We start from the raw sequence: 23,185 nt of genomic DNA, 5'->3' as shown, positions 1-23,185 counted from the left end.
TTACTGCCAACCGCCGTCATACGTTTATCGGCCGGGCTGGATTATGATTTGGGTGGCGCCATTAGCCGAGTCAACGCTGCCTGATCCAGCTGTTGGCGGTTTACTTTTAGATAGACCAACCGCTCTTCAGGTACCACCATGACGTCTTCCACGCCGACCACATCGGCCAAGTGCTCCATCAACACGTCGAGCGCGTCTGGCTGGGTTTCGTGCAGCGCCACCACTTCGCTGGAGAGCGGCGGCGGTGAAGGCATTCGCCACATAGCGGCCCACCAGCATAACGCAAGCACGGCACAACCGATAAAGACCGCGTTGAGACCGCCATAATTGGCTAACAAACCGCCGAGGGTACCGCCTAAGAACGCGCCTAAAAACTGGCTGGTCGAATACACCCCCATGGCCGTTCCCTTTGCGCCCGCTGGGGCCAGTTTACTGAGCATGGAGGGTAGCGTGGCTTCCAGCAAGTTAAAGCCAGTGAAGAACACAAACAGCCACATGAACAGCCAGTAGCCTGACGATAATGGCAGCCCAAGCCCCGCCAAGCTAATCACAATAGCGCCGATCGCTACCAGGCACATCAAGCGCATACGCTGCTGCTTCTCAGCCACAATAATTAGCGGCACCATGGCAACAAACGATAACGCCATAATGCCAAGATACGCCAGCCCGTGATACTCAATCGCCACGCCAGCGTTCAACAGGCGAAAGGGAACCGCCACAAAGATCGCCATGAGTACTAAATGCAGGGCAAAGATCGACACATCCAAGCGCCATAAATCAGGGCGAGTGATCACGCTATTGAACTGCTGGCGATCCATGCCTACATCACGATGACGCCGCCGCCTGGGCGCTGCTGGCACCCAGCGCCACAGTACCAGCAAACCTACCAGTGTCAGCAGCGCAGTAAACCAAAACACGCCGGCTAACCCCGCCCAGGCGGCAAGCCATGGCCCCAGCACCATTGCAATGGCAAACGATACGCCAATGGAGAGTCCGATGATGGCCATGGCCGCGGTGCGAATTTCCTCACGGGTTTGATCCGCCAGTAGCGCCATGATGGCGGCGGCCACGGCCCCCCCACCCTGCAACGCTCGCCCGGCAATCACCCCGGCAATGGTATCGGAGAGCGCGGCAACGACGCTGCCGAGCGCAAAAATCACCAGCCCCATGGCGATTACCCGCTTTCGGCCAATGCGGTCAGAGAGTAAGCCAAACGGAATTTGCAGCGTCGCCTGGGTTAATCCATAAATGCCGAGCGCGACACCCACCAACAGGGGCGTTGCCCCGGCTAGCGTATCGGCATAAAGCGCCAGCACGGGCAGCACCATGAACAGCCCCAGCATACGAGACGCATAGAGCCCGGCCAAACCGCTGATCGCACGACGTTCAGAGGCCAGCAATAGTGCGGAAACCTTGCGCATAGTGCCCTTTTTGATGAGAGAGAAACATGACGGCTTGAGATAAACCACTATTCTAGCGGTTTGCACTGGCGCTGGAAACGGCACGAGTTGACGCATGTTATCAAAGCGGTTTTGCCGGGAGGGGCTCCGCAAACGTATAATCACGCTTTTGCCGCGCGATTCGAGGTGTTGATGGACAGCATTCTGGTCAGGGGTGCACGCACCCACAACCTCAAGCAGATCGATGTGGAACTGCCCCGTAACAAGCTGATTGTGATTACCGGCCTATCCGGCTCGGGTAAATCGTCATTAGCGTTTGACACCCTATACGCCGAGGGGCAGCGCCGCTATGTGGAATCACTTTCCACCTATGCGCGCCAGTTCCTGTCGATGATGGAAAAGCCCGATGTGGATCACATCGAAGGGCTTTCGCCTGCGATCTCTATTGAGCAAAAGTCTACCTCTCACAACCCGCGCTCGACCGTGGGCACCATTACCGAAATTTACGACTACCTGCGCCTGCTCTTCGCTCGTGCCGGGACGCCGCGCTGCCCCGAGCATGGCGAAGATTTGGAAGCTCAGACGATCTCGCAGATGGTCGACCAGGTCATGAACCTCGCCGAAGGCACCAAGTTGATGCTGCTGGCCCCGGTAGTCAAAGGGCGCAAAGGCGAGCACCTGCAGCTATTGGCAGAGCTGCGTGCCCAGGGTTTTGTGCGCGCCTTGATCGACGGCCAAGTGCTGGAACTGGACGACATCGCCCCGCTGGATAAGCGCAAAAAACACGACATCAGCGTAGTGGTCGACCGCTTCAAGGTGCGCGACGACCTTGCCCAGCGCTTGGCAGAGTCATTTGAAACCGCGCTCAACCTCGCCGACGGCACCGCCATGATTCACTTCATGGATGGCGAGCGCGACGATATTGCCTTTTCTTCGCGCTTTGCCTGCCCGGTATGTGGCTACTCACTGGCGGAGCTCGAGCCGCGCATGTTTTCGTTCAATAACCCCGCGGGCGCCTGTCCTACCTGCGATGGGCTGGGCGTACAGCAGTACTTCGACCCTGACAAGTTAATCAGCCATCCAGAGCTCTCCCTTGCCGAAGGCGTAATCAAAGGCTGGGATCGCCGCAACATTTACTATTTTACTCAACTCCAGGCGCTGGCAAAGCATTACCGCTTTGAGTTGGAAACGCCCTGGCAAGAGCTCGCGCGGCATGAACGCGAGATTATCTTAAACGGTAGCGGCGACGAGCGAATTCCATTTGCCTATGTGGGTGACCGTGGCCGCAAAGTCACTCGCGAACACGCCTTTGAAGGCGTGCTGCCCAATATGCAGCGCCGTTATCGGGAAACCGAGTCCAACATGGTGCGCGACGACCTGGTCAAATACATCGCGGTCCAGCCCTGTGCTACCTGTAACGGCTCGCGGCTGCGTAAGGAATCACGCCATGTGTATGTGGATGATCACAATATCGCCGAGATTGTCCGTTTCCCCATTGGCGACGCATGGCGCTACTTTGCCGATTTAACGCTGCCCGGTCGTAAAGGCGAAATTGCCGATAAAATCGTTCATGAAATCCATGCCCGGCTAGAATTCCTGGTTAACGTGGGGCTGGACTATCTCAACCTTGAGCGTAGTGCCGACACGCTTTCTGGTGGCGAGGCCCAGCGAATCCGCCTTGCCAGCCAGATTGGCGCGGGCCTCGTCGGCGTCATGTATATACTTGATGAGCCGTCGATTGGTTTGCACCAGCGCGACAATGACCGGCTGCTGAAAACCCTTGAACGTCTGCGCGATTTGGGTAATACCGTGATCGTAGTGGAACACGATGAAGACGCTATCCGCGCCGCCGACCACGTCTTGGATATCGGCCCCGGCGCAGGTGTGCATGGCGGTGAAATTGTCGCACAGGGCACGCCCCAAGACATCATGGACAATACCAGCTCGCTGACCGGCCAGTATCTGTCAGGAACACGGGAAATCGCCGTGCCGCCTTACCGCATTCCTGGCAATCCTGAAAAGCAATTGGTGTTACGCGGGGCCACCGGCAATAATCTGCAGGATGTCACGCTAACGTTGCCATTGGGGCTGTTTATTGCCATTACCGGCGTCTCGGGGTCAGGCAAGTCGACGTTGATTAACGGCACACTCATGCCGATTGCGGCTCGGGAGCTCAACCGTGCGACCACACTGACACCTGCGCCTTTCCAAAAAATCGAAGGACTCGATCAGCTCGATAAAGTGATCGACATTGACCAGAGTCCCATTGGGCGAACGCCGCGCTCCAACCCGGCCACCTATACCGGTATTTTCACGCCGATTCGCGAACTGTTTGCAGGCACCCAGGAAGCGCGTTCGCGGGGTTACAAGCCCGGCCGTTTCAGCTTTAATGTGAAGGGCGGGCGCTGTGAAGCGTGCCAGGGTGAAGGCATGATCAAGGTAGAAATGCACTTCCTGCCCGATATTTACGTGCCCTGCGATGTCTGTAAAGGCAAGCGCTATAACCGTGAAACGCTGGACATACATTACAAAGGCAAAACGATTCACGAAGTACTGACCATGACCGTGGAGGACGCACTAGAGTTTTTCAGCCCGGTACCAGCAATCGCGCGCCGCTTACAAACTCTGCTCGATGTGGGTCTTTCCTATATTCGACTGGGCCAGAGCGCCACAACGCTGTCAGGGGGGGAAGCGCAACGGGTTAAGCTGGCGCGTGAATTGGCCAAGCGCGATACTGGCAAAACGCTGTATATTCTGGATGAGCCGACGACCGGTTTACATTTTGAGGATATTCGCCAGCTGTTGACGGTGCTCCACCGTCTGCGTGATCACGGCAATACCATTGTGGTGATTGAGCACAATCTGGATGTTATTAAGACGGCCGACTGGATTGTCGATCTGGGGCCTGAAGGGGGATCCGGCGGCGGGCAAATCATTGCTGAAGGCACGCCTGAGCAGGTCGTTAAACAAGACGTCTCGCATACGGGGCACTTTTTAGGACCCCTGCTATCAAGGCATAAACGTGCCTAAGCGTCACGATGGTTAACAGGTAGGCACTGGCGATCTGTAAGTGGTCGCGCTCGTGTCTATCATTATCGATAATATTACTTTCAGAAGATCGCTAGCAATCTGAGTACGCTATTGAATTGCTTACGCTAATTAGCAATATTACTCGATATTTGTTGAGCAATGTTCTTGGAGAAAGCACGGTGAGCCAAACCCAAAGCTGCATTATTAAGCACTTCAGCCATTACTGTTCGTTAACTGAGGATGAAAAACAGCTACTGACCACGCTTGAGCAAAGCCCAACCGACATAAAAGCGGGTTCATTGCTGTGGGAAATGGGGGATCCGGCCAATGAATTTTGTACCCTGAAAAGCGGCTGGGCCTACTCTTATCGGCATCTGGAAAACGGTGACCGGCAAATACTTGAAGTGTTTTTGCCGGGCGATATCATCGGCCTACGCGAGTTTGCTTTTTCTGAGCGACTTGAGAACGTACGCATGATTGACGATGGGGTGGTCTGCCATTTTCCCCATAAGCGAATGTTGAACCTTTTCCGTAACTCGCTCACGCTTACCTCGGTCATGTTTGCCATCGGCAGCCGACAGCAGGCACTGCTGACCGAGCGTCTAGTGACCCTGGCGCGACGTACCGCTCGGCAAAAAATGGCGCACTTCCTGTACGAGATGTACTTGAGACTGCGGCAAACCAACCCAGACATTAGCAACCAATTCCGTTTGCCGCTCTCTCAAGAGCAGTTAGCTGATGTGTTGGGCCTTAGCCCTGTACACGTAAGCCGCACTTTTACCGCACTAAGCGAAGATGAGCTGGTATTTCGCGATCGTCACCACCTAACGATTCCTGATCTTGCACTGCTGTGCGAAGAAGGAGGGTTCGATGACTGTTATCTCAACGACAGCGTGCGCCCCCTGCTGGAAGATTCCGCATAACCACCGTGGACATGCCCAAGCGGTTTAAGCACCACTGAGAGTAAGAGGCAAAAGTAGCGGTTAGCTTCTTAAGCGGATATGGCTAGGCCGTGGCTAGTAACACCTACTAGCCACATTTGGACCAGCCGCAGCCAGCGTAGCAAGTGGGGCAGCCATCCATCATGATCAGCTCGCCGCGGCATTCTGGGCAGTTACCCACAACAGCAGGCCCGCCACCTTCAGACTTTTTTCCTGTGCTACTTCCATCGATCGGTTCTACCGCGCCCGCTTCCACCGGTGCCTCAAGCGACTCTTCTTCCGGCTGCCAAGCATGGCCATGGGTCATACGGTGCGCGTAGCGCTCGACAAGCTGCTCCACCGGTACTTGATTGCCATCTCGATCCAGGAAACCGCGACGATAAAGAATTTGCTGTATCGACCAGGCAATCGCAGCGACTTCTGAATCGTGAAACATCGGTTTTTTCCAGCGGTTCATACCACAACGCACCAAGCCTTTATCCCACGCCACTTTACGCAAATCCGCTACTGCCTGGGTGACGTAACCACCTCGCGCCGCCAGCGAAAGACTGCGCATAGTGGCCGTAATCCATTGGTGCTCGCTAGAGAGCTGACCCGATGGGAAAAAGAACTCTACCGGGCGCTCGATCACCACACGCTTACCGCCAATCACACCTTCCACCGGCATGAATGACACCAATAAGTAGACTTTCTTACGCCCTTCCGCACCCACGTAAGAAATCTTTTCTGACACCGCTTCCAAGGTGCCTTCCGGGCGTGACGGAATGCGCACCGTCAGCGGGCTTTCATCCTGTAGCTCAGGAACGGGCGCAGCCTGCTCCTGCTGCTTGATGCGATAACCAACGATTTTTGAGGTAATTTCTACAGCCATGGTGTTCTCCACTTAGCCTAGGTAATCGGGCGGTTCTTTACATGGACGCTGTTAGCAAGGGCGCAGCCCCCGCCGCTACCATTTGCCGTAGGTGCCCTCTTTTAAACCATCAAACAGGTTGGCAGCGTTATGCTCTTCGCCGTCATAGACCACCTTCTCATCCCCGGTCAATTCCAGGGTTTCGCCGTTTTCGAGCTCAAACACATAGGTGGTGTTTTTCAGATCATCCTCACGCACGAGAACACCCTGGAAGGCTTCAGGGTTAAAGCGGAAGGTCGTACAACCTTTTAAGCGGCTTTCATAGGCCTGCAAATAGAGATCTTGGAACTGTTCGAACGGAAAATCGGTGGGAACGTTGACCGTTTTCGAGATGGCTGAATCCACCCAATGCTGGGCGGCGGCCTGAACCGCAACGTGCTGCTCGGGCGAAATCGCATCAGCGGTAACGAAGTAGTCAGGCAGGTCGCTGTCCACCGCATCGGCAGCAATAAAGTGCCGGTAGGCCGCTAACTCGAAAGAGACCACTTCGACCTGCTCTTTGGTCTTCTTACCCGATTGGATGATGTTACGGAAATAGCGGTGCGAGAAGGAAGGCTCAATCCCATTAGAGGCGTTGTTGCCCATCGACAGGCTGATCGTTCCGGTCGGCGCGATCGAGCTGTGGTGGGTGAAACGGGCGCCATGCTCAGCCAGTTGTGCGACTAATTCGGGCTCGAGCTCAGCCACTTGGGCCATGTATTGGCTGTAACGGGCGTGCAGGATACGCCCGGGTACACGATCCCCCACTTCATAACCATCTTTGGCCAACTGCGGGCGCTCACGCAGCATCTTAGGGGTAATGGTGTGCTCCTGTTCAAGCACGGGAGCCATGCCCTTTTCGTGAGAAAGCTCAAGCGCCTGCTTCCAGCCTTCGATCGCCAAGTGACGGCTGACTTCGTCGGTAAACACCAGCGACTGCTTTGAACCATAAGGAATTTTGAGCATGGTGAGCGTCGACCCCAAGCCCAAGAACCCCATGCCGTGACGGCGCTTGGCTTCGATTTCACGCTGCTGTTGCGGCAGCGGCAGCCCGGCAATCTCAACCACGTTATCAAGCATGCGGGTAAAGATGGCAACGACCTTGCGGTAGCGCTCCCAATCAAAACGCGGTTCGGCGCCGAAGGGGTCGATCACGAACTTGGTCAGGTTGACCGAGCCCAGCAGGCAGGCGCCCTCTGGCGGCAGCGGCTGCTCTCCGCAGGGGTTGGTAGCGCGAATATCTTCACAGAACCAGTTATTGTTCATGCGATTGACTTGATCAATCAGGATGAAGCCTGGCTCGGCGTAGTCATAGGTGGAGGACATGATGGTGTCCCACAACTCCCGCGCTTTGATCACCTCCACAATGCGGCAGGCGACGCGGCCTTCGGCGTCCACCGTGTAGCCCTCTTCCACCACCGGCCAGTCACGATAGATCAAATCATCCGCGTTGACGTCCTCTTTCTCGCCGGGATGCAACGGAAAGGCCAGCGGCCAATCGGTATTGTTTTTCACCGCTTCCATGAACTCGTCGGTGATCAGCAAGCTAAGGTTAAACTGACGCAGGCGCCCCGCTTCACGCTTCGCCTGGATAAATTCACGCACGTCCGGGTGACCCACATCGAAGGTGCCCATCTGGGCACCACGGCGGCCACCGGCAGAAGCCACGGTGAAACACATCTTGTCGTAGATATCCATAAACGCCAGTGGGCCATTGGTGCCCGCACCAGCGCCAAATACAAACGCCCCTTTATGGCGCAGCGTCGAGAAGTCGTAGCCAATACCGGCCCCCGATTTCAGCGTCATGCCCGCATCGACGACGGAGTCGAGAATATCGCGCATGGAGTCGCGAATGGTGCGTGAAACGGTGCAATTGATCAGGCTCACCGCTGGCTTAAAAGCCTCAGCCCCCGCATTGGAGAGAATGCGCCCGGCAGGAATAGCACCGTTTTCCAGCGCCCAGCGAAATTTCGGCAGCCACTCTTGTGCTTTGTCACCTTCCACCGCTGCGAGGGCGCGGGCAACACGCTCAAACGTAGCACCAACATCTTGATCGACGGGCTGGCTATGACGATCCTTGAGACGGTATTTGGCATCCCAAATCTCTCGAGAGGGAGCCTGCATCGGAACGTCGTTTGAGGTTTTGATAGCCTTTGCAGCGGTACTCATGTCGCAAAACTCCTTCACGGCGGGGTGACAATAGCGCTCAAATGGAGCGATTATACGTAGCATCGGAGTGAAGTATAGACTTGACTTTCCACTATATGGTGCGCTTTTTTGACTATTTTCTACCATATATAGAAAAATCAGCGCGTTACTCTTTTGCCAGACATCGACACGCTATAGGCTAGTAATTTTGGCTAAATGGCTTCGATTATGCTCGCACTTCACGCCCCGCGTTTCTTTGCGCTCACCTTCATGTCTTCGGTAGCCGCTCTGTTGGCAGCCGCCATGCCCGGCGCCAGTGCAGCCACGTTCAACGTGGATGACGTGGCTTCGCACGGCCATTGGCAGTCGATGAGACTTTCACTAGGAGGGGAGCACCATTACCGCGCGGTAGAAACCCACAGCTATTCAGACGCCACCCTAAGCCTGAACACCACTGCTGGCGTGTGTGATTTGCCGTGGCTGGAGATGCGCGTCACCCTTGATCACCAGCAGGGAGAAAGCCGCACGGTGAATTTAGTGCCCGCCAGGCTGCGTATTGATGAACAGCCCGTCATCGACACCATGGCAGAATTTATTACCGAACGCGGCGATGATGGCTTTTATAGTCACTTTTACTTAAGTGACATGGCAACCCTGATGACCGCCATGCGACAAGGCGAGCAGCTGTTTCTCGGCTTTGACCAGCAGGAGCAAGAACCTTGGTACATGACCTTTAGCCTGCAAGGGGCCGACGCTGCCATTAATCGGATGCTGGCTGAATGTAGGGAAACAGCGCCTAGGCAAGGTTGACGCAGCCTCTCAGTAGAGTGAAGGAACGGGCTCGGGCGCCCTTTCCACCCGATTGCGTCCGCCGTGCTTGGCACGGTACATAGCGTCGTCTGCTCGCGAGATAAGGGTTTTACAGCTATCTCCCGGCTGCCAAACAGCCACGCCGATGCTGACGGTGATCGACAGTTCAAGCCCGACGATGGGCAGCTCAGCCACCAGCGACCGAAGCCGTTCGGCTAGCCCCATGACAGCATCGACATCGGAGTGTGTCGCCAGCACGATAAATTCTTCGCCGCCCCAGCGGCCTAGGCGATCACAGCCCCGCAGTGAGCTTTCCACCAAACGCGCTAATGCCACCAGCACGTCATCACCCACGCTATGGCCATGTGTATCGTTAATCTGTTTGAAGTTATCGACATCAAATAGCAGCAGAGCAAAGGCGGCCGCATAGCGCTTCGCCGCCACCATCTCGGCATTGATCGCCTCTTCAATACGATAACGGTTCCACACGTTGGTTAAGGGATCAAAGTGAGCCAATTGCTTAAGACGCTGGTTGGCCTCAGCGAGGGCTTGGCGCTCACGCTCTAGGTGCATATTCAGGGAGCTGATTTCATAAGCTGAAATGGCCAGCGTTAGATCTTCTCCTAAATCCACCGCGGCTAACCGCTCTACCCGTTGCCACGCTTCGCTCCTGCCCACGACTTCTTCATGCCAAGCAAGCGAAGAGGCCGGTACCGACACCGGTTGGGGAGCAGTGGCCGGCTGCATTGCCCAATACAAAGTTTCCACCTGCTCAGGACGAAAAAAGAGTAACCACGCGCGCTGGGTTGAGTTCATGGGCAGCGGCACGGCTAACGCACCGCACTGGCCGGGCATGGCTAGCGAGCAGGTTAATGGCTCTGTGGCTAACTCACGCGTACACCAAGGCCCGCTATGTACATGAGCTCGTTCCAAACGAAGCACCAACTGGCTAAGAGCCCCCGGTGAGGGCGTGACACCCGCTTGATAAGCCCCCCCATTCACCCACAGCACAATGCCATGGGCGCGAAACAGCTTCATCCAAGTAGCCGCCTGCTCATGCAGGAGTTGTTGTGGGCTCTGTGGCTCTCTGCGCACTCCCACACTCAATACCAAGCTATCCTGAACGCGCTGCAGGTAGCGTGCTTCCTGGCGAGCCCGTAGCAGCAGCATACGTTGCGTGGCCATCTGCACCAGCGTACGCACAGCATCGCGCACAGGCGGTTCAACCGCCTGTGGTGTGGCGGAGTGGCAAAAGACTAACCCCCATAGGCCGGTATCTCCCTGCATGGCTAAACTGAGTGAGCCACACACGCCGAGGCGCTTTAAGTAGCGCTGCCTTTCGGGCGCTGGGGCACGTAAAAAACTGCCGCCAAGGTTCACCGTCATCTGCCCGGGCACAAGCGTCTCAGGAGCAGAATGAACGTCTTCAATCAGCCGCACGGGGTAATTTTCATAACTTTGTCGCAGCGCAGGGGGAAAATCACTGGCGGGGAAGCGCTGCCCTCTTAGCGAAGGCAACTGCTCGCCTAGCGCTTCAGCCACCATCAAACCATGCCAATCACTATCGAAATGACACACGGTGACACGATCATGACCGGTAAGCTGTTGAATAGTATTCACTAAGTAGTCGAGCAGTTCTTCCTGATGCGTCGCTTCGGCCAAGTGCATCAACCGCTCATTCACGGTGCCCAGCAGGCGACGTTTACCAAGCGGATTTAACGGCTCAATCTCAACAATGACCTGCTCATTGGCGCGGTAGGCATGAAGTTGAAAACGCACACTGCTGTGTTTAGCGCGAATAAACGCCAACGGGCCGGGGAGCCGCTGCTGCCCCTGGAGCTCACGCCGCACGCGCTGGCTCAGGCGCTTTCCCAACACACAGGCAAGGCTAAGCTCACCATTACTGGGGCATTCAATACCCGTCAGGCGGGTTAAGTTCGTGCTCGCCGATTGAACGCGCCGACAGTCAGCATCGACGACCAGCAGGGCACCAAACGACTGCAATAGCGGGTGATACTTGGACACGGTGGTGGCCTCGACAGTCTATTCACCCTTTAAGCGGCTGCCGCAGCAACAGCTCTACGCGTCGGTTGGCCGCACGACCATCCGCGGTTGCGTTCGGTTCCATGGGTTGGGTGTCAGCATAGCCGACGGCCCGCATACGAGAAATATTGAAACCTTGGCGCTCTAAATGCCGCACAACGGCAATCGCCCGCGCAGACGAGAGTTCCCAGTTGGAGGGGAAGCGTGCTGTCGCAATAGGCACGCTGTCGGTATGGCCTTCCACCGAAATCTGGCCGTCAAAACGAGCCAAAACATCCATCAGACTTTCAATCACGCCACGTCCCTGAGGTGTCAGTACGGCTTGGCCGCTGGGAAATAACAGGCTGGTATCAATCCGCAGCGTAACCCCTTCGCGCCCTTGCGACACGCTCACGCCGGGAATATCAAGCCCGGCATACTCGGGTTGCAGCCCATCGTGGCGAGGCTGTATGCCAGTGGCGAGGGAAGCTAGTGGTAGCGATGATACCGCGCTAGCCGAACGCATGAAAGCAGTATCAGCGCCCTCTCCGCCACCTGGCGGTGAGAGTGAAAGCAGTAGTACGAAGAGGGTAATGAGCAGCGTTAATACATCGAGATAGCTGGTTAACCACCCCTCATCCCCCTCGCCAGCCGTGACCGGGATTTCCAGCGCATGGCGTGTATCACGGTCTAACATGGTGGCTATCTCATCGCCGAACTAACCGACGTGTCAGGGCGTGGTTTAACGCTGTTATCACGAATCTCATCGTGGTAATTAGCCACAAACGAATGAAGGGTCTCTTCAATAAACGACGGCAGGCGGCGCTTAGTGATCAGTGAAATACCTTCTAGCACCATATTCATGGTTATCAGCCGCTCTTCGGTGCGGCGTTCAAGTTTCACTGCAATCGGTTTGAAAACGAGGTTGGCGAGTAAAATACCGTAGAACGTCGTCAGCAGCGCCACCGCCATGCGAGGGCCAATGACCTGCAGATCGCCTGCGTCCATGACTTCCAGCATATTGACTAGGCCGACCAGGGTACCGATCATGCCAAACGCAGGGGCATAGGTAGCCATGGTGCGAAATATTTGCGCCTCGGCATGCTCACGCGCTTTTAAGCGGGCAATTCGCCAGCGCAGCATGTCGAAAATTTCGTCCTCTTTGGTATTGGCAATTACTAGTTGGATACCGGTGCGTAAAAAGGGGTTGCGCGTATGCTCCAGCTCGCGCTCGACCGCACGCACATCGCCTTTAAACCATAGCCGCGACATGTCGACCAGCTCGCGGATATCGTCGCGCATATAAGTATTTTCGCGCCGGAACACCAACCCCACCAACCGCACTACACGCACTACTTCTTTCAGCGGGTAGCTAATAAACGTCGCCGCTAACGTCCCGGTCACTACGATGGCCAATCCCGGTAAATTGATAAAGCTTGCAGGGGACTCTGCGGTAAAAAAAAGCACACTTACCAACAGCAGTATGCTGGCAAATATGCCTATCAGCGTCGAAGGATTCATCCACGGCTCCTTGCCGGTCACAAGTGAGTTAACAGGCGGTGTTACGCCGAGTCGTGTAAGCGTGCGCGTAGACGACTGACGGCTTGACTGTGCAGTTGAGAAACGCGGGACTCCGTCACGCCCAACACAGCCCCGACTTCCTTGAGGTTGAGCTCTTCCTGGTAATACAGCGCCATGAGGAGTTTTTCACGTTCTGGCAGCGCTTCAATCGCGTCAATCAGCGTTTGCCGCTGCTGGCCGTCCAGCAGTTGTTCAAACGGTGAGTTGCTCGGTTCATTGTTGACCGGCTCACCACCATCGGCGACTAGCTCCTCAAACGGCAGCAGTTGACCACTGTTGGTATCGTTTAGGAGTTGCTGATACTCATTCAGTGGCATCTCAAGGTGATGGGCGATTTCGCTCTCTTCTGGTGCTCGACCCAGCTGTTGCTCTAACTGGCGAACGGCACTGTCCACTGCTCGCGCCGAACGGCGCACGCTGCGGGGCAGCCAATCGCGGGTGCGCAATTCATCCATCATCGCACCACGAATTCGTTGACTGGCAAACGTCGCAAAGGTCGCCCCCTGAGTAGCATCGAAGCGTCCGAGCGCCTCAAGCAGCCCGACCATCCCGGCTTGAATAAGATCGTCGAGCTCAATGCTGGCTGGCAAACGGACCTGAAGCGTCAAGGCCTGGCGTCGCACCAGTGGCATGTATTGCGTCAACAGCTCATTCTGTTTGATCCTGCCTTGTGCTGTGTACATCCTCTCGCCTCGCGGCTATACAGCCTTCACTGATAATTCACAATCATTTGCAGTCCCTGCACTCGAACCGGCCGCTGGCCTGGACGTAAGGCGAAGCGAAAATGCAACGGCGCTTCTGCCCTTTGACCGGCCAATGCGATGGTAGAACCCCGCATACCTGTTAGCGCAACACACTGCTCAGGATGGCACAACCAAGCGTTTAATAGCGCATTGGGAGGATAGTGGAACTGCCACTGAATACGGCCGAGTTGCCCTAAACGAAGATTTGCCGAGGCCGGTGGAGAGGTCTCCTGGCTAGCGCTTGCCCGGTCACTCATCGCCACCATTAGCCCAGGGAGCTGGGCGCTCCAGCTTCCGTTCGCCGCTTGGGCACTCTGCGTCATTCCTGACAGCCATAACCCTGTTAACAGTAACGCACTCAGCGACACTGCCTTTCTCAATGGCCAGCTTAGCATGCTTGTTCTCCTTGGCGGAGTCCACTCATCGTGCAAGTACCAGTAGCTCCATATTTAAGTAGTAATCAGCGGCGCCACGCAAGTTATCGAGCAATCCCTGGCGCGGCAAGTGCGGCTCGTGAAGCGCCAATAAACGACGCGGCCCGCCTCGTTCATGAAGCTCAAGCAACGTACGGTACATCGCAGCAAAAGCCTCGGCATCGCTACTGATCCACAGCGCCCAGCGGCTGTATTGATTGCGTAACTGAGCAAAATCAGCCGTGCCTGCCATCACGATGTGGATGTCCCAATCTTCTGGTTCACCGGCCCAACTGCGGCCTAATGTCGACCACTGGCCTAGCCGTGCTTTGACCTTATTGACCTGGGCGGCGCCACCACTCGGTAGGCCAACCACTACTAATGGCGTCTTAGTCTTCGGCTTGGGCGACGCTGGCGTCTCTGTTTCATCTATCCCTGCTTCGTCTATTGTGCTGGCCATCGGCACTAACAACGACGCACTTTGTTCTTTTACTGGCACATGCTCGGCAACCGCGATATCCATTGCCCCGTCAGCCTGCTGCTGTTGGCGCTGCAGGCTCGCCCACTTGCGCAGCCCTGAGGCTTGGTCTTGATCGCTCACACCACGCCCTCTCGACTGACACTACCTAGTTGGCGAATCGCATCTCGGGCCATAAACGCGTAAACCAGCGCATCGAGCATGCCGGTATCGCGACGCCGACGGCTGGTGCCCGACAAATTGAGCACGTCACCACGCAGTGTTTGTGCCTCTTCATCCTCAGCAACATCCAGATGCCCGGCGACGGCGGCTAGGCCGCTAGCCATGAGCAGGCGTACCTCGGCATTAACCTCACCGCTGTCAGCCTCTTTTAGCTGCTGCCATGCGCGGCGCGTCAAGGTGGCCAGCCCATCGCTTTGGAGTTGTGTCAGCAGTAACGAAAGTACCTCTGTTCCCAGCCGGGCAGGCGTCAGCCAATAGCGACGCGCGACTACTTTCGCGCTTTCCGGGTCACGTACTTCTCCATACCAGGCGAGTAGAGCTAGACCGGTAGCGTCATCTACTTCGGCATGGGCCGTCCAGAGCTGCATGGACTGCCCTCGAAAGCGTACGCCCACATGGTGAGTTAGCACACTGTCATTAAATAACTGACGAAGGGGCTGGCGCTCGTGATGAGAGACTATTCGATGACTGGAAGCCACTTGGCTGACCCAGGTCAAATGTTCGGTTTCTAGCCATGCCAGCGCCTCAGGCTCGGGCAGGCGAGGCAGTAAATGTACGGCGACACCGCTTGCTTGTGTCAGCGCCGCTAGGCGCGGTTGCCAGCCAGCTGGGTGGCGATGCTGCAGCCACGGTAGTGCCAGCCATGCACCCTCGGCATCCAGGCCAATATCGGGCATTGCCCAGTCACAGCCGCGCTCATTGCGGCGCGCCGACCATGCCATGCCCAGCGTTGTCTGCGCGGCGGGATAACGCGCGAGCAATGCATCCAAGCGCTCTTCCTGTAGACGGCTCGGTAGTGAGGCTAAATCCCACATTGCCTCCAGTTCTGCAAACCCGGTCACCCGCTGACGCAGCCGCGCCAGCAATGACGACAAGCGACGTCCTTGCCCCAGTACATCCCGCGACCAGCGTGGCATACCCATCGGCACGTCAGCACGTTGTGCCTGTTCGCGCTGCGGCGTTGCCGTGCTTAGCGCCTGATCCACGAGTGTCGCCGGGGTCGCAATGGCCATATCTTCAGGTACCTGCTGACCATTTGAACCAAACAGCACGCGCAGCCCGTGACGCATGACAATGTCGAGCACCGGCGCTAGGCGCCCCGCTTCGTCCTGTTTGGTAATAATGCAGTCGTCTAGCTCTGCGCCCGCCGCCCGCGCCGCCTGACGATAACGCAGCACGACCTCTTCAAGGGTTTCCGGCTGGCTGGCGGCGTTGAGCAATAGCACCAAGCGCACTCGCGAACGCCCCCCTTGAAGGTGAGCAATCTGCTCAATTACCCGCTGGTCACGCTGGCTCATACCGACGGTGTCGATAATCACCCACTGCTTGCCTTGCAAGCGCCCCAGCAAGTCATCAATGGGTTGCTCCGCATCCAACGCATACATGGGCGTATCCAGCAGGCGCGCATAAATGCGTAGCTGCTCATGGGCGCCGATTCTGAAGCTGTCGGTGGTTACCAGTGCGACCGGCCGTGTGCCGTGACGCATAACAAAACGGGCGGCCAGCTTTGCCGTGGTGGTGGTTTTCCCCACCCCGGTCGGGCCTACCAGCGCCACAATACCGGTTTGATCGAAGAAGCTCGGCTCATCGCTGAGTACGCAAAGACGCGCCATTAACTGCTGACGCAGCCATTGCAACGGCGCGTCACTATCACTGCTTGATGCCTTTAACGGCTCGGGCAATCCTGCCAGCAACTCATCGGCGAGTTCACTGCCAAAGCCAACGCTCCAGAGCATTTGACGCAGCCGTGCAGCGGTATCCGCTGGTGCTCCCTGGGGCGCGGACACCGCACCAGCCGCTTGATTGCTGGCCAGCAGCGCGCGCATATCCTGCATTTCTTGCAACAAGCGCTCACTCATCGCCTGCAGGGGGTCTTGTACCGGTGGCGTTACCGGTGTTTCGGGGGCAGGGGGCTCCGGCGAAGGCTCGAAATGGTCGATGGCTTCGTCCGCCATGGCCAGGATTTCAACGCCCCCTTCGGTACGTCGATTAGCCACGATCAGGGCATCTTCACCGAGAGCTTCACGCACTTGGCGCATTACATCACGACTGTTGGCCCCCACGAAACGTCTAACACTCATGACTTACCCTTAGCCTATACTGGAAATGGATGACGCTAGCCTATCACGGCATGGGAGGATTAGCGTCCGCCTACCAGTGTAGCCACTCTTAATGTACGGTCATCGGGAATCTCTGCCTGAGACAGCACTGACATATGGCGTAACCGGCGGCGCAAGAAACGCGACATTACGGCTCGCAACGAGTGCTGCACGACAAGTACCGGTGGCTCACCCGAGCTTTCATGACGCTCTAACGCCTGCTGCGCTTGGGTCATCAGCGTTTCTGCCAAGCCAGGCTCCATCGCACCGTTACCGTTCATGGCCTGAACCAGCACTTGTTCCAGCTGGGCATCCAGCCCCATCACGTTGAGGGTCTCTTGCCCTGCGAACCACTGCTGGACAATCGCGCGACCCAATGAGACCCGCACCAGCGCCGTCAGCTCGTTGGGATCTTTTTGTTGGGCGGCATACTCCGCGAGCGTATCCAAAATAGTGCGCATATCGCGAATGGAGACATCTTCATCAAGCAAATTTTGCAAAATACGCTGTAGGACCGTCAACGAAATCGCTTTCGGAATCACTTCTTCGACGAGTGCCTTCTGATCGTCGCCCATCTTGTCGAGTAGCTTCTGGACTTCCTGACGACCCAGCATTTCGGGGGAATGACGGTGCAGCAGATGGTTCAAATGCGTCGCAATCACCGTACTGGCATCCACGACGGTGTAACCATATACCTGAGCATGTTCGCGCTGATGGCTATCAATCCAGACAGCAGGCAAGCCAAAGGCTGGGTCCTGTGTAGGCGTGCCCTGCAGCTCGCCAGAGACTTGCCCCGGATTAATCGCCAGCCATTTACCCGGCTGTGCCTCGGCACGGCCAATTTCAGCACCTTTCATTGAAAGCACGTAAGCGTTAGGCGGCAGTTCCAAATTATCGCGGATATGCACGACCGGCGGCAGAAAGCCGACTTCCTGAGCAAACTTCTTCCGCACGCTTTTGATCCGTCCTAGCAGCTCGCCTTTTTGACGCGAATCGACCAGCGGTATTAAACGATGGCCCACTTCCAAACCGAGGGTATCGACCAGTTGCACGTCTTCCCAACTCGCTTCTGGGGTCTCCTGTAAAGGCACCGGCTCAGTGGCAATTTCGTTTTTAACCAGCGTCTGTTCCTTTTGGCGCATGATGAACCACGCCAACCCCGCCAGCAGCGCCGTGAAGAAGAGAAAGACAAGATTGGGCATGCCTGGCACCATGCCCAGCAGCCCCATCACGACGGCGGCTAGGATTAGCACCTGTGGATTCACGAATAGCTGGCTGAGCATTTGCTGCCCAATGTCTTCGTTCGTGTCGGTACTTACCCGAGATACCGTGACACCCGCTGCGGTCGAGATGACCAGAGCGGGGATTTGTGCCACCAAACCATCACCGATCGCCAGCAGCATGTAGGTCTGGCCTGCGGCGGCAAAACTCATATCGTGCTGCAGCATCCCAATCATCAGCCCGCCGATGATATTGACCACCATGATCACCAGGCCCGCAATGGCATCACCGCGGACAAACTTACTCGCCCCGTCCATCGAACCAAAAAAGTCAGCTTCTTGGGCAACTTCCGCACGGCGCTTTTTGGCGTCTTCTTCGCCAATCAAGCCAGCGTTCAAGTCGGCATCGATCGCCATTTGTTTGCCGGGCATCGCATCTAGAGTAAAGCGCGCCCCCACTTCGGCAATACGGCCAGCACCTTTGGTAATGACCATAAAGTTGATGATCACCAGAATCAGGAAGACCACCAGACCAACGGCGAAATTGCCGCCGACCAGAAACGCCCCAAACGCTTCGATAACCTTACCGGCGGATGCTCCGCCTTGGTGGCCTTCCATTAATACGACGCGGGTAGAGGCGACATTGAGCGATAGGCGCAGCAGCGTCGTGAACAACAGCACAGCGGGAAAGGCCGCAAAATCGAGCGGTTTTTGCGTAAACATGCTGACCATTAACACCATAATGGCCAGCGCAATATTAAAGGTGAAGAGTAAATCGAGTGCAAAAGGGGGCAAGGGCACAATCATCATGCCCAAAATCATTAGGATGAGCAGCGGCCCGACCAGCAGCTTCATACGCACATCGCCCATCCAATCGCGCCGACCGATTAACTGACTCAAGCCTTTCATGGTTGTGCCTCATTGCCACCGGCACCATGCCTGGGGCTTTCCATATCCGGAGGAACCGGCAGGTTATCAGGGGTTGGGGGCATCTCGCCTCCTTGTTGGGCTACTTGCTTAAGCCGATAGGCCCAAGCCATGACTTCGGCCACCGCGGTATACAATTCTGCCGGCACCTCCGCCTCTAAATCCACGTGATGATACAGTGCGCGCGCCAATGGCGCTGCCTCCAAGCGTGGTATGCCAGCCTCTGCGCCAATTTCACGGATACGCGCAGCCACTGCATCAGCGCCTTTAGCCACCAACCGCGGAGCGCCCATGCTGCCTTCCTGGTAAACCAGTGCGATCGCGTAGTGAGTTGGGTTGGTAATGATCACGTCCGCCTGGGGCACTTTGCTCATCATCCGCCCACGTGCCATGGCTTGCTGCTGCTGACGAATACGTGCTTTCACATGCGGGTCGCCTTCAGACTCTTTGTGCTCGCGCTTGACCTCTTCCTGACTCATGCGCAGCTTCTTGGCATTATCCCAGAGCTGAAAAGGGACATCGATCAAAATGACCACGATCAATGCCATCACCATGATTCCTGCCGCTTGGGCCGCCATACGAAGCGCATTGGCAAGCGCTTGCTGGATAGGTTGGTCCATCAGCGCCATGAATTTACCAATGTTGTAGTACAAAAATACGGCGGCAACGCCGCCTACCAGCACCGACTTGGCGATAGCTTTTGCCAACTCCACCAACGCCTGAGGGGATAAAATACGTTTGGCGCCTTTAATAGGGTCTAATTTGGACAATTTGGGCTGCATCGATTTTGCCGATATCAGCCAGCCCCCCATCAACCCAGGTGCTACTAACGCAATAACGGTTAACAGCAAAAACAATGGTGTCAAAGCCATTAACGTACGCTGACCAAGGTCAAGCGCGTTAACCAGCATGGGGGTACTTTCCATTGCCTGGCGGCGTTCAAACAAAAACGCTTGCTCCATCACAATGCCTAGCTGGTCATAGAGCATATTTCCCATGCTCCATAGCCCAATGACACCGCCCAACAGGAGTAAGAAAGTATTTAACTCACGGGAACGGGGGACCTGCCCCTCTTCGCGTGCCTTTTCTCTTCGCCTGGGGGTGGCCTCTTCTGTCTTTTCCTGGTCGCTATCGTTATCTGCCATTCGGGTATCCGGCCAGGTGAAGCGAAGCTTAACACGTATTCAGCCGCCCATAGGGACGGCTGAATAGCGTGCTTGCGTGCCCAGAGGGCGTTTAATAACGCGCTTTAAAAGCCTAATTCATCCAACAAGTCGTCTACTTGGTCTTGCCCAGAGACGGTATCGGGAACATTATCCTTCACTTGTGGCCCGTTCAAAAGCTCTTCGTTACGCCGTGCATTGTCGCTTTTCCACTGATCCTCGGCCTTGCGCTGCAGTGTTTCTCGTGCATGGGCACCCGGCGCGTTATCGATAAGCACCTGAACCAGCTGATGCTCGATCTCATGGATCACGTCCATCATCTTCTTGATCACTTGGCCGGTCAGGTCTTGAAAGTCCTGGGCCATCATGATTTCCATCAGCTCTTTGTTGGTCGCTGACACCACATCGGGCACGTCGCTGAGGTAAGTGCGTGTCTCGACGACGAGTGCCTTGGCCTCGTCCAGCTCTTTTGGCGCTTCAAACCACTCGGCCCAGCGCTTATCTAACGCTTCCGCTCGGTCTGACAACTGATCCTGCAGCGGCTGTGCACGGTCAACGGCATTGAGCGCTCGATCTGCTGCCTGCTCCGTCATGGTGGCGACATAGTGCAAGCGGTCGCGTGCATCGGGAATGGCTACTGCCGCTTTCTCAATCTCTTTATCCAGCCCTAGCTCACGCATGTTCTCGCGCAACATGCGCGTCAACTTACCGATGCGATGAATTAGGTCTTCAGCGGCTTGCTCGGACAGCTGGGCAGAATCGGACTGCTCATTCTGGCTCATCATGTTGTCTCCTCATTAACCAAGCCCATAGGCTCAGTCGCTCACATACCCAGTTTGTCGAAGATCTTATTGAGCTTCTCTTCCAGGGTGGCGGCAGTGAACGGCTTAACGACATAGCCGTTCGCACCCGCCTGAGCTGCCGCTATAATGTTTTCTTTCTTCGCTTCTGCGGTCACCATTAGCACGGGAAGACTTTTCAAAGCGTCATCCTGACGGATCTCCTTGAGCATCTCCAAGCCATCCAGATTGGGCATATTCCAATCCGAAACGACAAAATCAAAATTGCCAGCACGCAGCTTATTGAGCGCATCCTGACCATCCTCTGCTTCATCCACATTAGTGAAACCTAGTTCCTTAAGCAGACTACGCACGATCCGACGCATGGTGGGAAAGTCGTCTACGACCAGGAAACTCATATTCTTATCTGCCATCGGTCATCCTCTCGTCAGTACATGGCACAGGGGCGACTGGAAAGTACAGTCAGGGGTTTAAAATGCTTGCTTAAAAACTCTTGCTTAAAATTCTTCCCACTCTTCGTGGTCGCTACGCTGCGTCACGGGCCGACGCGCTGCCGGTTCGGTTCTGGCAGCCAGCATTGCATTCGCGGGTGAAGAAGACGCAGACGGTAGCGACTGATGGGCGGCCGCTTGCGTACCCAGCAGTTTGAAAACGTCGACTGCCTGCTCTAAGCGATTGGCCTGCTCTTCCAGCGAAGCCGCAGCGGCAGACGCCTCTTGCACGAGCGCAGCGTTTTGTTGAGTGACTTGATCCATCTGGCCAACGGCTTGACTCACCTGCTCGATACCGTCGCTCTGCTCCTGGGAGGCCGCCGAGATTTCATCCATGATATCGGTCACGCGGCGTACCGCGGTAACCACATCCGACATCGTGGTACCCGCCTGCTCGACCAGAGTAGAACCCTGTTGGATTTGCGTTACCGACGCATCAATTAGCGTCTTGATCTCTTTGGCAGCATCCGCACTGCGGCTGGCCAGGTTACGCACTTCCCCCGCCACGACCGCAAATCCCCGGCCTTGCTCGCCCGCACGGGCAGCTTCTACCGAGGCGTTCAGCGCCAGGATATTGGTTTGAAAAGCAATTGAATCAATAACGCTGGTGATATCAGCGACTTTTTTCGAGCTTGTAGAGATGCCATGCATGGTTTGAACCACTTGCGCCACGACGTCTCCGCCATGCTCAGCAGTGGTTGAAGCATCAGCTGCCAGCGTGCTGGCTTGGCGCGCGTTGTCGGCATTCTGTTTTACCGTCGCCGTCATCTCTTCCATGCTGGCGGCAGTTTCTTGAATCGACGCCGCCTGCTGTTCAGTGCGCGAAGAGAGATCCGCATTACCGCTGGCGATTTCACGCGTACCGTGGTGAATCTCGTTACTGCCTTCACGCACGCGGCCAACGATATTGGTCAGGTTCTGCTGCATAGTGGCCATTGCGCCAAACAGACGACCAATTTCATTTTTACCCGCCTCCGGTAGCGGGTCGGTTAGATCCGCATCGGCGATAGCGTCCAGGCGCTTCACAGCACCTCTGAGTGGCGCAATTACTGTACGACGTAAGCCGAGGTAAATAACCAACGTCATCAACAGGGCAAAGATCACTACGCCCGCATTGATCATCATAAACAAGTTGCCCTGATCCGCCGCGTCCGTACGGATAGTATCCACACGGTCAAAGCCGTAGGTGACAAACGCAGTCATGCTAGTCGCCAAGCTGCTTAAGGGCTCAACCAATTCGTCGCGCAAATTGTTGTAGCGGGTTAAATCCATATACTCGAACGTTTCATGCTGCTGCTTAACCAGGCCTATTACCGTATTAAAATCTTCGATTAGCGCATTGGCCAGTGCCTCGCCTTGCGGGGAAAATGGGCTCTTCGCAAAAAGTTCAAATCGTTGCTCGGCGCGCTCGATACGATCGCCAGCGATATCGACCTGGGCATTGGACTGCTGGGTCTGGCCGACCATTAAATAGTTTGAGGCCGTTTCCATTGCCAACATGGCCTGGTTTAACAGCGAGTCGGCGCGGTTAATCTCATTTAACTGCGAATCGCTGATCCGGCTTAGCGTCGATAAGTTATTTTGTGCATTGCGGTCAGACACGACACCTAAGCCTGCAATCACTAAAATTAGAGCGACGAAGCAGACGAGCGCTGTGATCACAGCGGCGTGGATACTCAAATTGCGCAGTAAACGATTCATTAGGAGATCCCTTGCGAGCTTATTAATTTTTATGCCACGTTTTTTTGAAAATTTCCAAGCTAAGCTATTAACCAAAACTAGTTTTTATTCCAAACTCAGTTCTTAAG

Annotated in this window: 18 protein-coding genes; 3 read left to right on the top strand and 15 right to left on the bottom strand. The window is 55.9% G+C overall.

Annotated features, from left to right (window positions below; translation table 11 throughout):
• Window positions 1-41 precede the first annotated feature (41 nt).
• Window positions 42-1,421 carry an MFS transporter gene (locus tag ACUN8H_RS11355; RefSeq protein ID WP_445532246.1) on the bottom strand — a complete coding sequence of 460 codons (1,380 nt, stop codon included), beginning with the start codon at window positions 1,419-1,421 and terminating at the stop codon, window positions 42-44.
• Window positions 1,422-1,592: 171 nt separating this feature from the next.
• On the opposite strand from ACUN8H_RS11355, the gene uvrA reads away from it, so the two are divergent.
• Both uvrA and ACUN8H_RS11345 read left to right on the top strand, forming a co-directional pair.
• Window positions 1,593-4,430, top strand: a complete 2,838-nt coding sequence (uvrA, locus tag ACUN8H_RS11350) for an excinuclease ABC subunit UvrA (protein WP_445532245.1) — start codon at window positions 1,593-1,595, stop codon at window positions 4,428-4,430.
• A gap of 179 nt (window positions 4,431-4,609) precedes the next feature.
• A complete protein-coding gene (locus ACUN8H_RS11345) occupies window positions 4,610-5,353 on the top strand; it encodes a Crp/Fnr family transcriptional regulator (protein ID WP_445532244.1) in 744 nt (247 codons plus the stop codon).
• Window positions 5,354-5,459: 106 nt separating this feature from the next.
• Here the strand turns inward: ACUN8H_RS11345 and ACUN8H_RS11340 are convergent, their stop codons facing one another.
• Window positions 5,460-6,242, bottom strand: coding sequence for a ribonucleoside-diphosphate reductase (locus ACUN8H_RS11340; protein ID WP_445532243.1), 783 nt, complete (start codon window positions 6,240-6,242; stop codon window positions 5,460-5,462).
• A 75-nt stretch (window positions 6,243-6,317) separates the two neighbouring features.
• Window positions 6,318-8,429 carry an adenosylcobalamin-dependent ribonucleoside-diphosphate reductase gene (locus tag ACUN8H_RS11335; RefSeq protein WP_445532242.1) on the bottom strand — a complete coding sequence of 704 codons (2,112 nt, stop codon included), beginning with the start codon at window positions 8,427-8,429 and terminating at the stop codon, window positions 6,318-6,320.
• Window positions 8,430-8,678: 249 nt separating this feature from the next.
• Between ACUN8H_RS11335 and ACUN8H_RS11330 the strand changes: the two genes are divergently transcribed.
• Entirely contained in the window at window positions 8,679-9,218 is a 540-nt protein-coding gene (locus ACUN8H_RS11330) for a hypothetical protein (RefSeq protein ID WP_445532414.1), read from the top strand.
• 9 nt (window positions 9,219-9,227) lie between these two features.
• Here the strand turns inward: ACUN8H_RS11330 and ACUN8H_RS11325 are convergent, their stop codons facing one another.
• The 12 genes from ACUN8H_RS11325 to ACUN8H_RS11270 form a co-directional block, all read right to left on the bottom strand.
• Window positions 9,228-11,243, bottom strand: a complete 2,016-nt coding sequence (locus tag ACUN8H_RS11325) for a diguanylate cyclase (protein ID WP_445532241.1) — start codon at window positions 11,241-11,243, stop codon at window positions 9,228-9,230.
• A 22-nt stretch (window positions 11,244-11,265) separates the two neighbouring features.
• Complete coding sequence (locus tag ACUN8H_RS11320; protein WP_445532240.1) at window positions 11,266-11,937, bottom strand: OmpA/MotB family protein; 672 nt, start codon at window positions 11,935-11,937, stop codon at window positions 11,266-11,268.
• A 5-nt stretch (window positions 11,938-11,942) separates the two neighbouring features.
• On the bottom strand, window positions 11,943-12,761 hold the full coding sequence (locus ACUN8H_RS11315) for a motility protein A (RefSeq protein ID WP_445532239.1): 819 nt from the start codon (window positions 12,759-12,761) through the stop codon (window positions 11,943-11,945).
• Between the two features lie 41 nt (window positions 12,762-12,802).
• A complete protein-coding gene (locus tag ACUN8H_RS11310) occupies window positions 12,803-13,504 on the bottom strand; it encodes an RNA polymerase sigma factor FliA (RefSeq protein ID WP_445532238.1) in 702 nt (233 codons plus the stop codon).
• A 26-nt stretch (window positions 13,505-13,530) separates the two neighbouring features.
• Entirely contained in the window at window positions 13,531-13,959 is a 429-nt protein-coding gene (locus tag ACUN8H_RS11305) for a flagellar protein FlhE (RefSeq protein ID WP_445532237.1), read from the bottom strand.
• Window positions 13,960-13,984: 25 nt separating this feature from the next.
• The gene (locus ACUN8H_RS11300; protein ID WP_445532236.1) at window positions 13,985-14,578 is read right to left on the bottom strand and encodes a hypothetical protein; all 594 of its coding nucleotides are present in this window, start codon (window positions 14,576-14,578) and stop codon (window positions 13,985-13,987) included.
• Complete coding sequence (gene flhF / locus ACUN8H_RS11295; protein WP_445532235.1) at window positions 14,575-16,758, bottom strand: flagellar biosynthesis protein FlhF; 2,184 nt, start codon at window positions 16,756-16,758, stop codon at window positions 14,575-14,577. The genes ACUN8H_RS11300 and flhF overlap by 4 nt, the downstream gene beginning before the upstream one ends.
• A gap of 59 nt (window positions 16,759-16,817) precedes the next feature.
• Window positions 16,818-18,905 carry a flagellar biosynthesis protein FlhA gene (gene flhA, locus ACUN8H_RS11290; protein ID WP_445532234.1) on the bottom strand — a complete coding sequence of 696 codons (2,088 nt, stop codon included), beginning with the start codon at window positions 18,903-18,905 and terminating at the stop codon, window positions 16,818-16,820.
• Window positions 18,902-20,068, bottom strand: a complete 1,167-nt coding sequence (gene flhB, locus ACUN8H_RS11285; protein WP_445532233.1) for a flagellar biosynthesis protein FlhB — start codon at window positions 20,066-20,068, stop codon at window positions 18,902-18,904. The genes flhA and flhB overlap by 4 nt, the downstream gene beginning before the upstream one ends.
• Before the next feature lie 104 nt (window positions 20,069-20,172).
• Window positions 20,173-20,868 carry a protein phosphatase CheZ gene (gene cheZ, locus ACUN8H_RS11280; protein ID WP_445532413.1) on the bottom strand — a complete coding sequence of 232 codons (696 nt, stop codon included), beginning with the start codon at window positions 20,866-20,868 and terminating at the stop codon, window positions 20,173-20,175.
• 41 nt (window positions 20,869-20,909) lie between these two features.
• Window positions 20,910-21,299 carry a chemotaxis response regulator CheY gene (gene cheY / locus ACUN8H_RS11275; protein WP_113271044.1) on the bottom strand — a complete coding sequence of 130 codons (390 nt, stop codon included), beginning with the start codon at window positions 21,297-21,299 and terminating at the stop codon, window positions 20,910-20,912.
• Between the two features lie 84 nt (window positions 21,300-21,383).
• Window positions 21,384-23,078, bottom strand: a complete 1,695-nt coding sequence (locus ACUN8H_RS11270) for a methyl-accepting chemotaxis protein (protein WP_445532232.1) — start codon at window positions 23,076-23,078, stop codon at window positions 21,384-21,386.
• Window positions 23,079-23,185: the final 107 nt, after the last annotated feature.

The organism is Vreelandella sp. V005 (assembly GCF_052645115.1).
The sequence above is the reverse complement of the archived record's forward strand: the minus strand, read 5'-3'. Positions and strand labels throughout refer to the sequence as shown.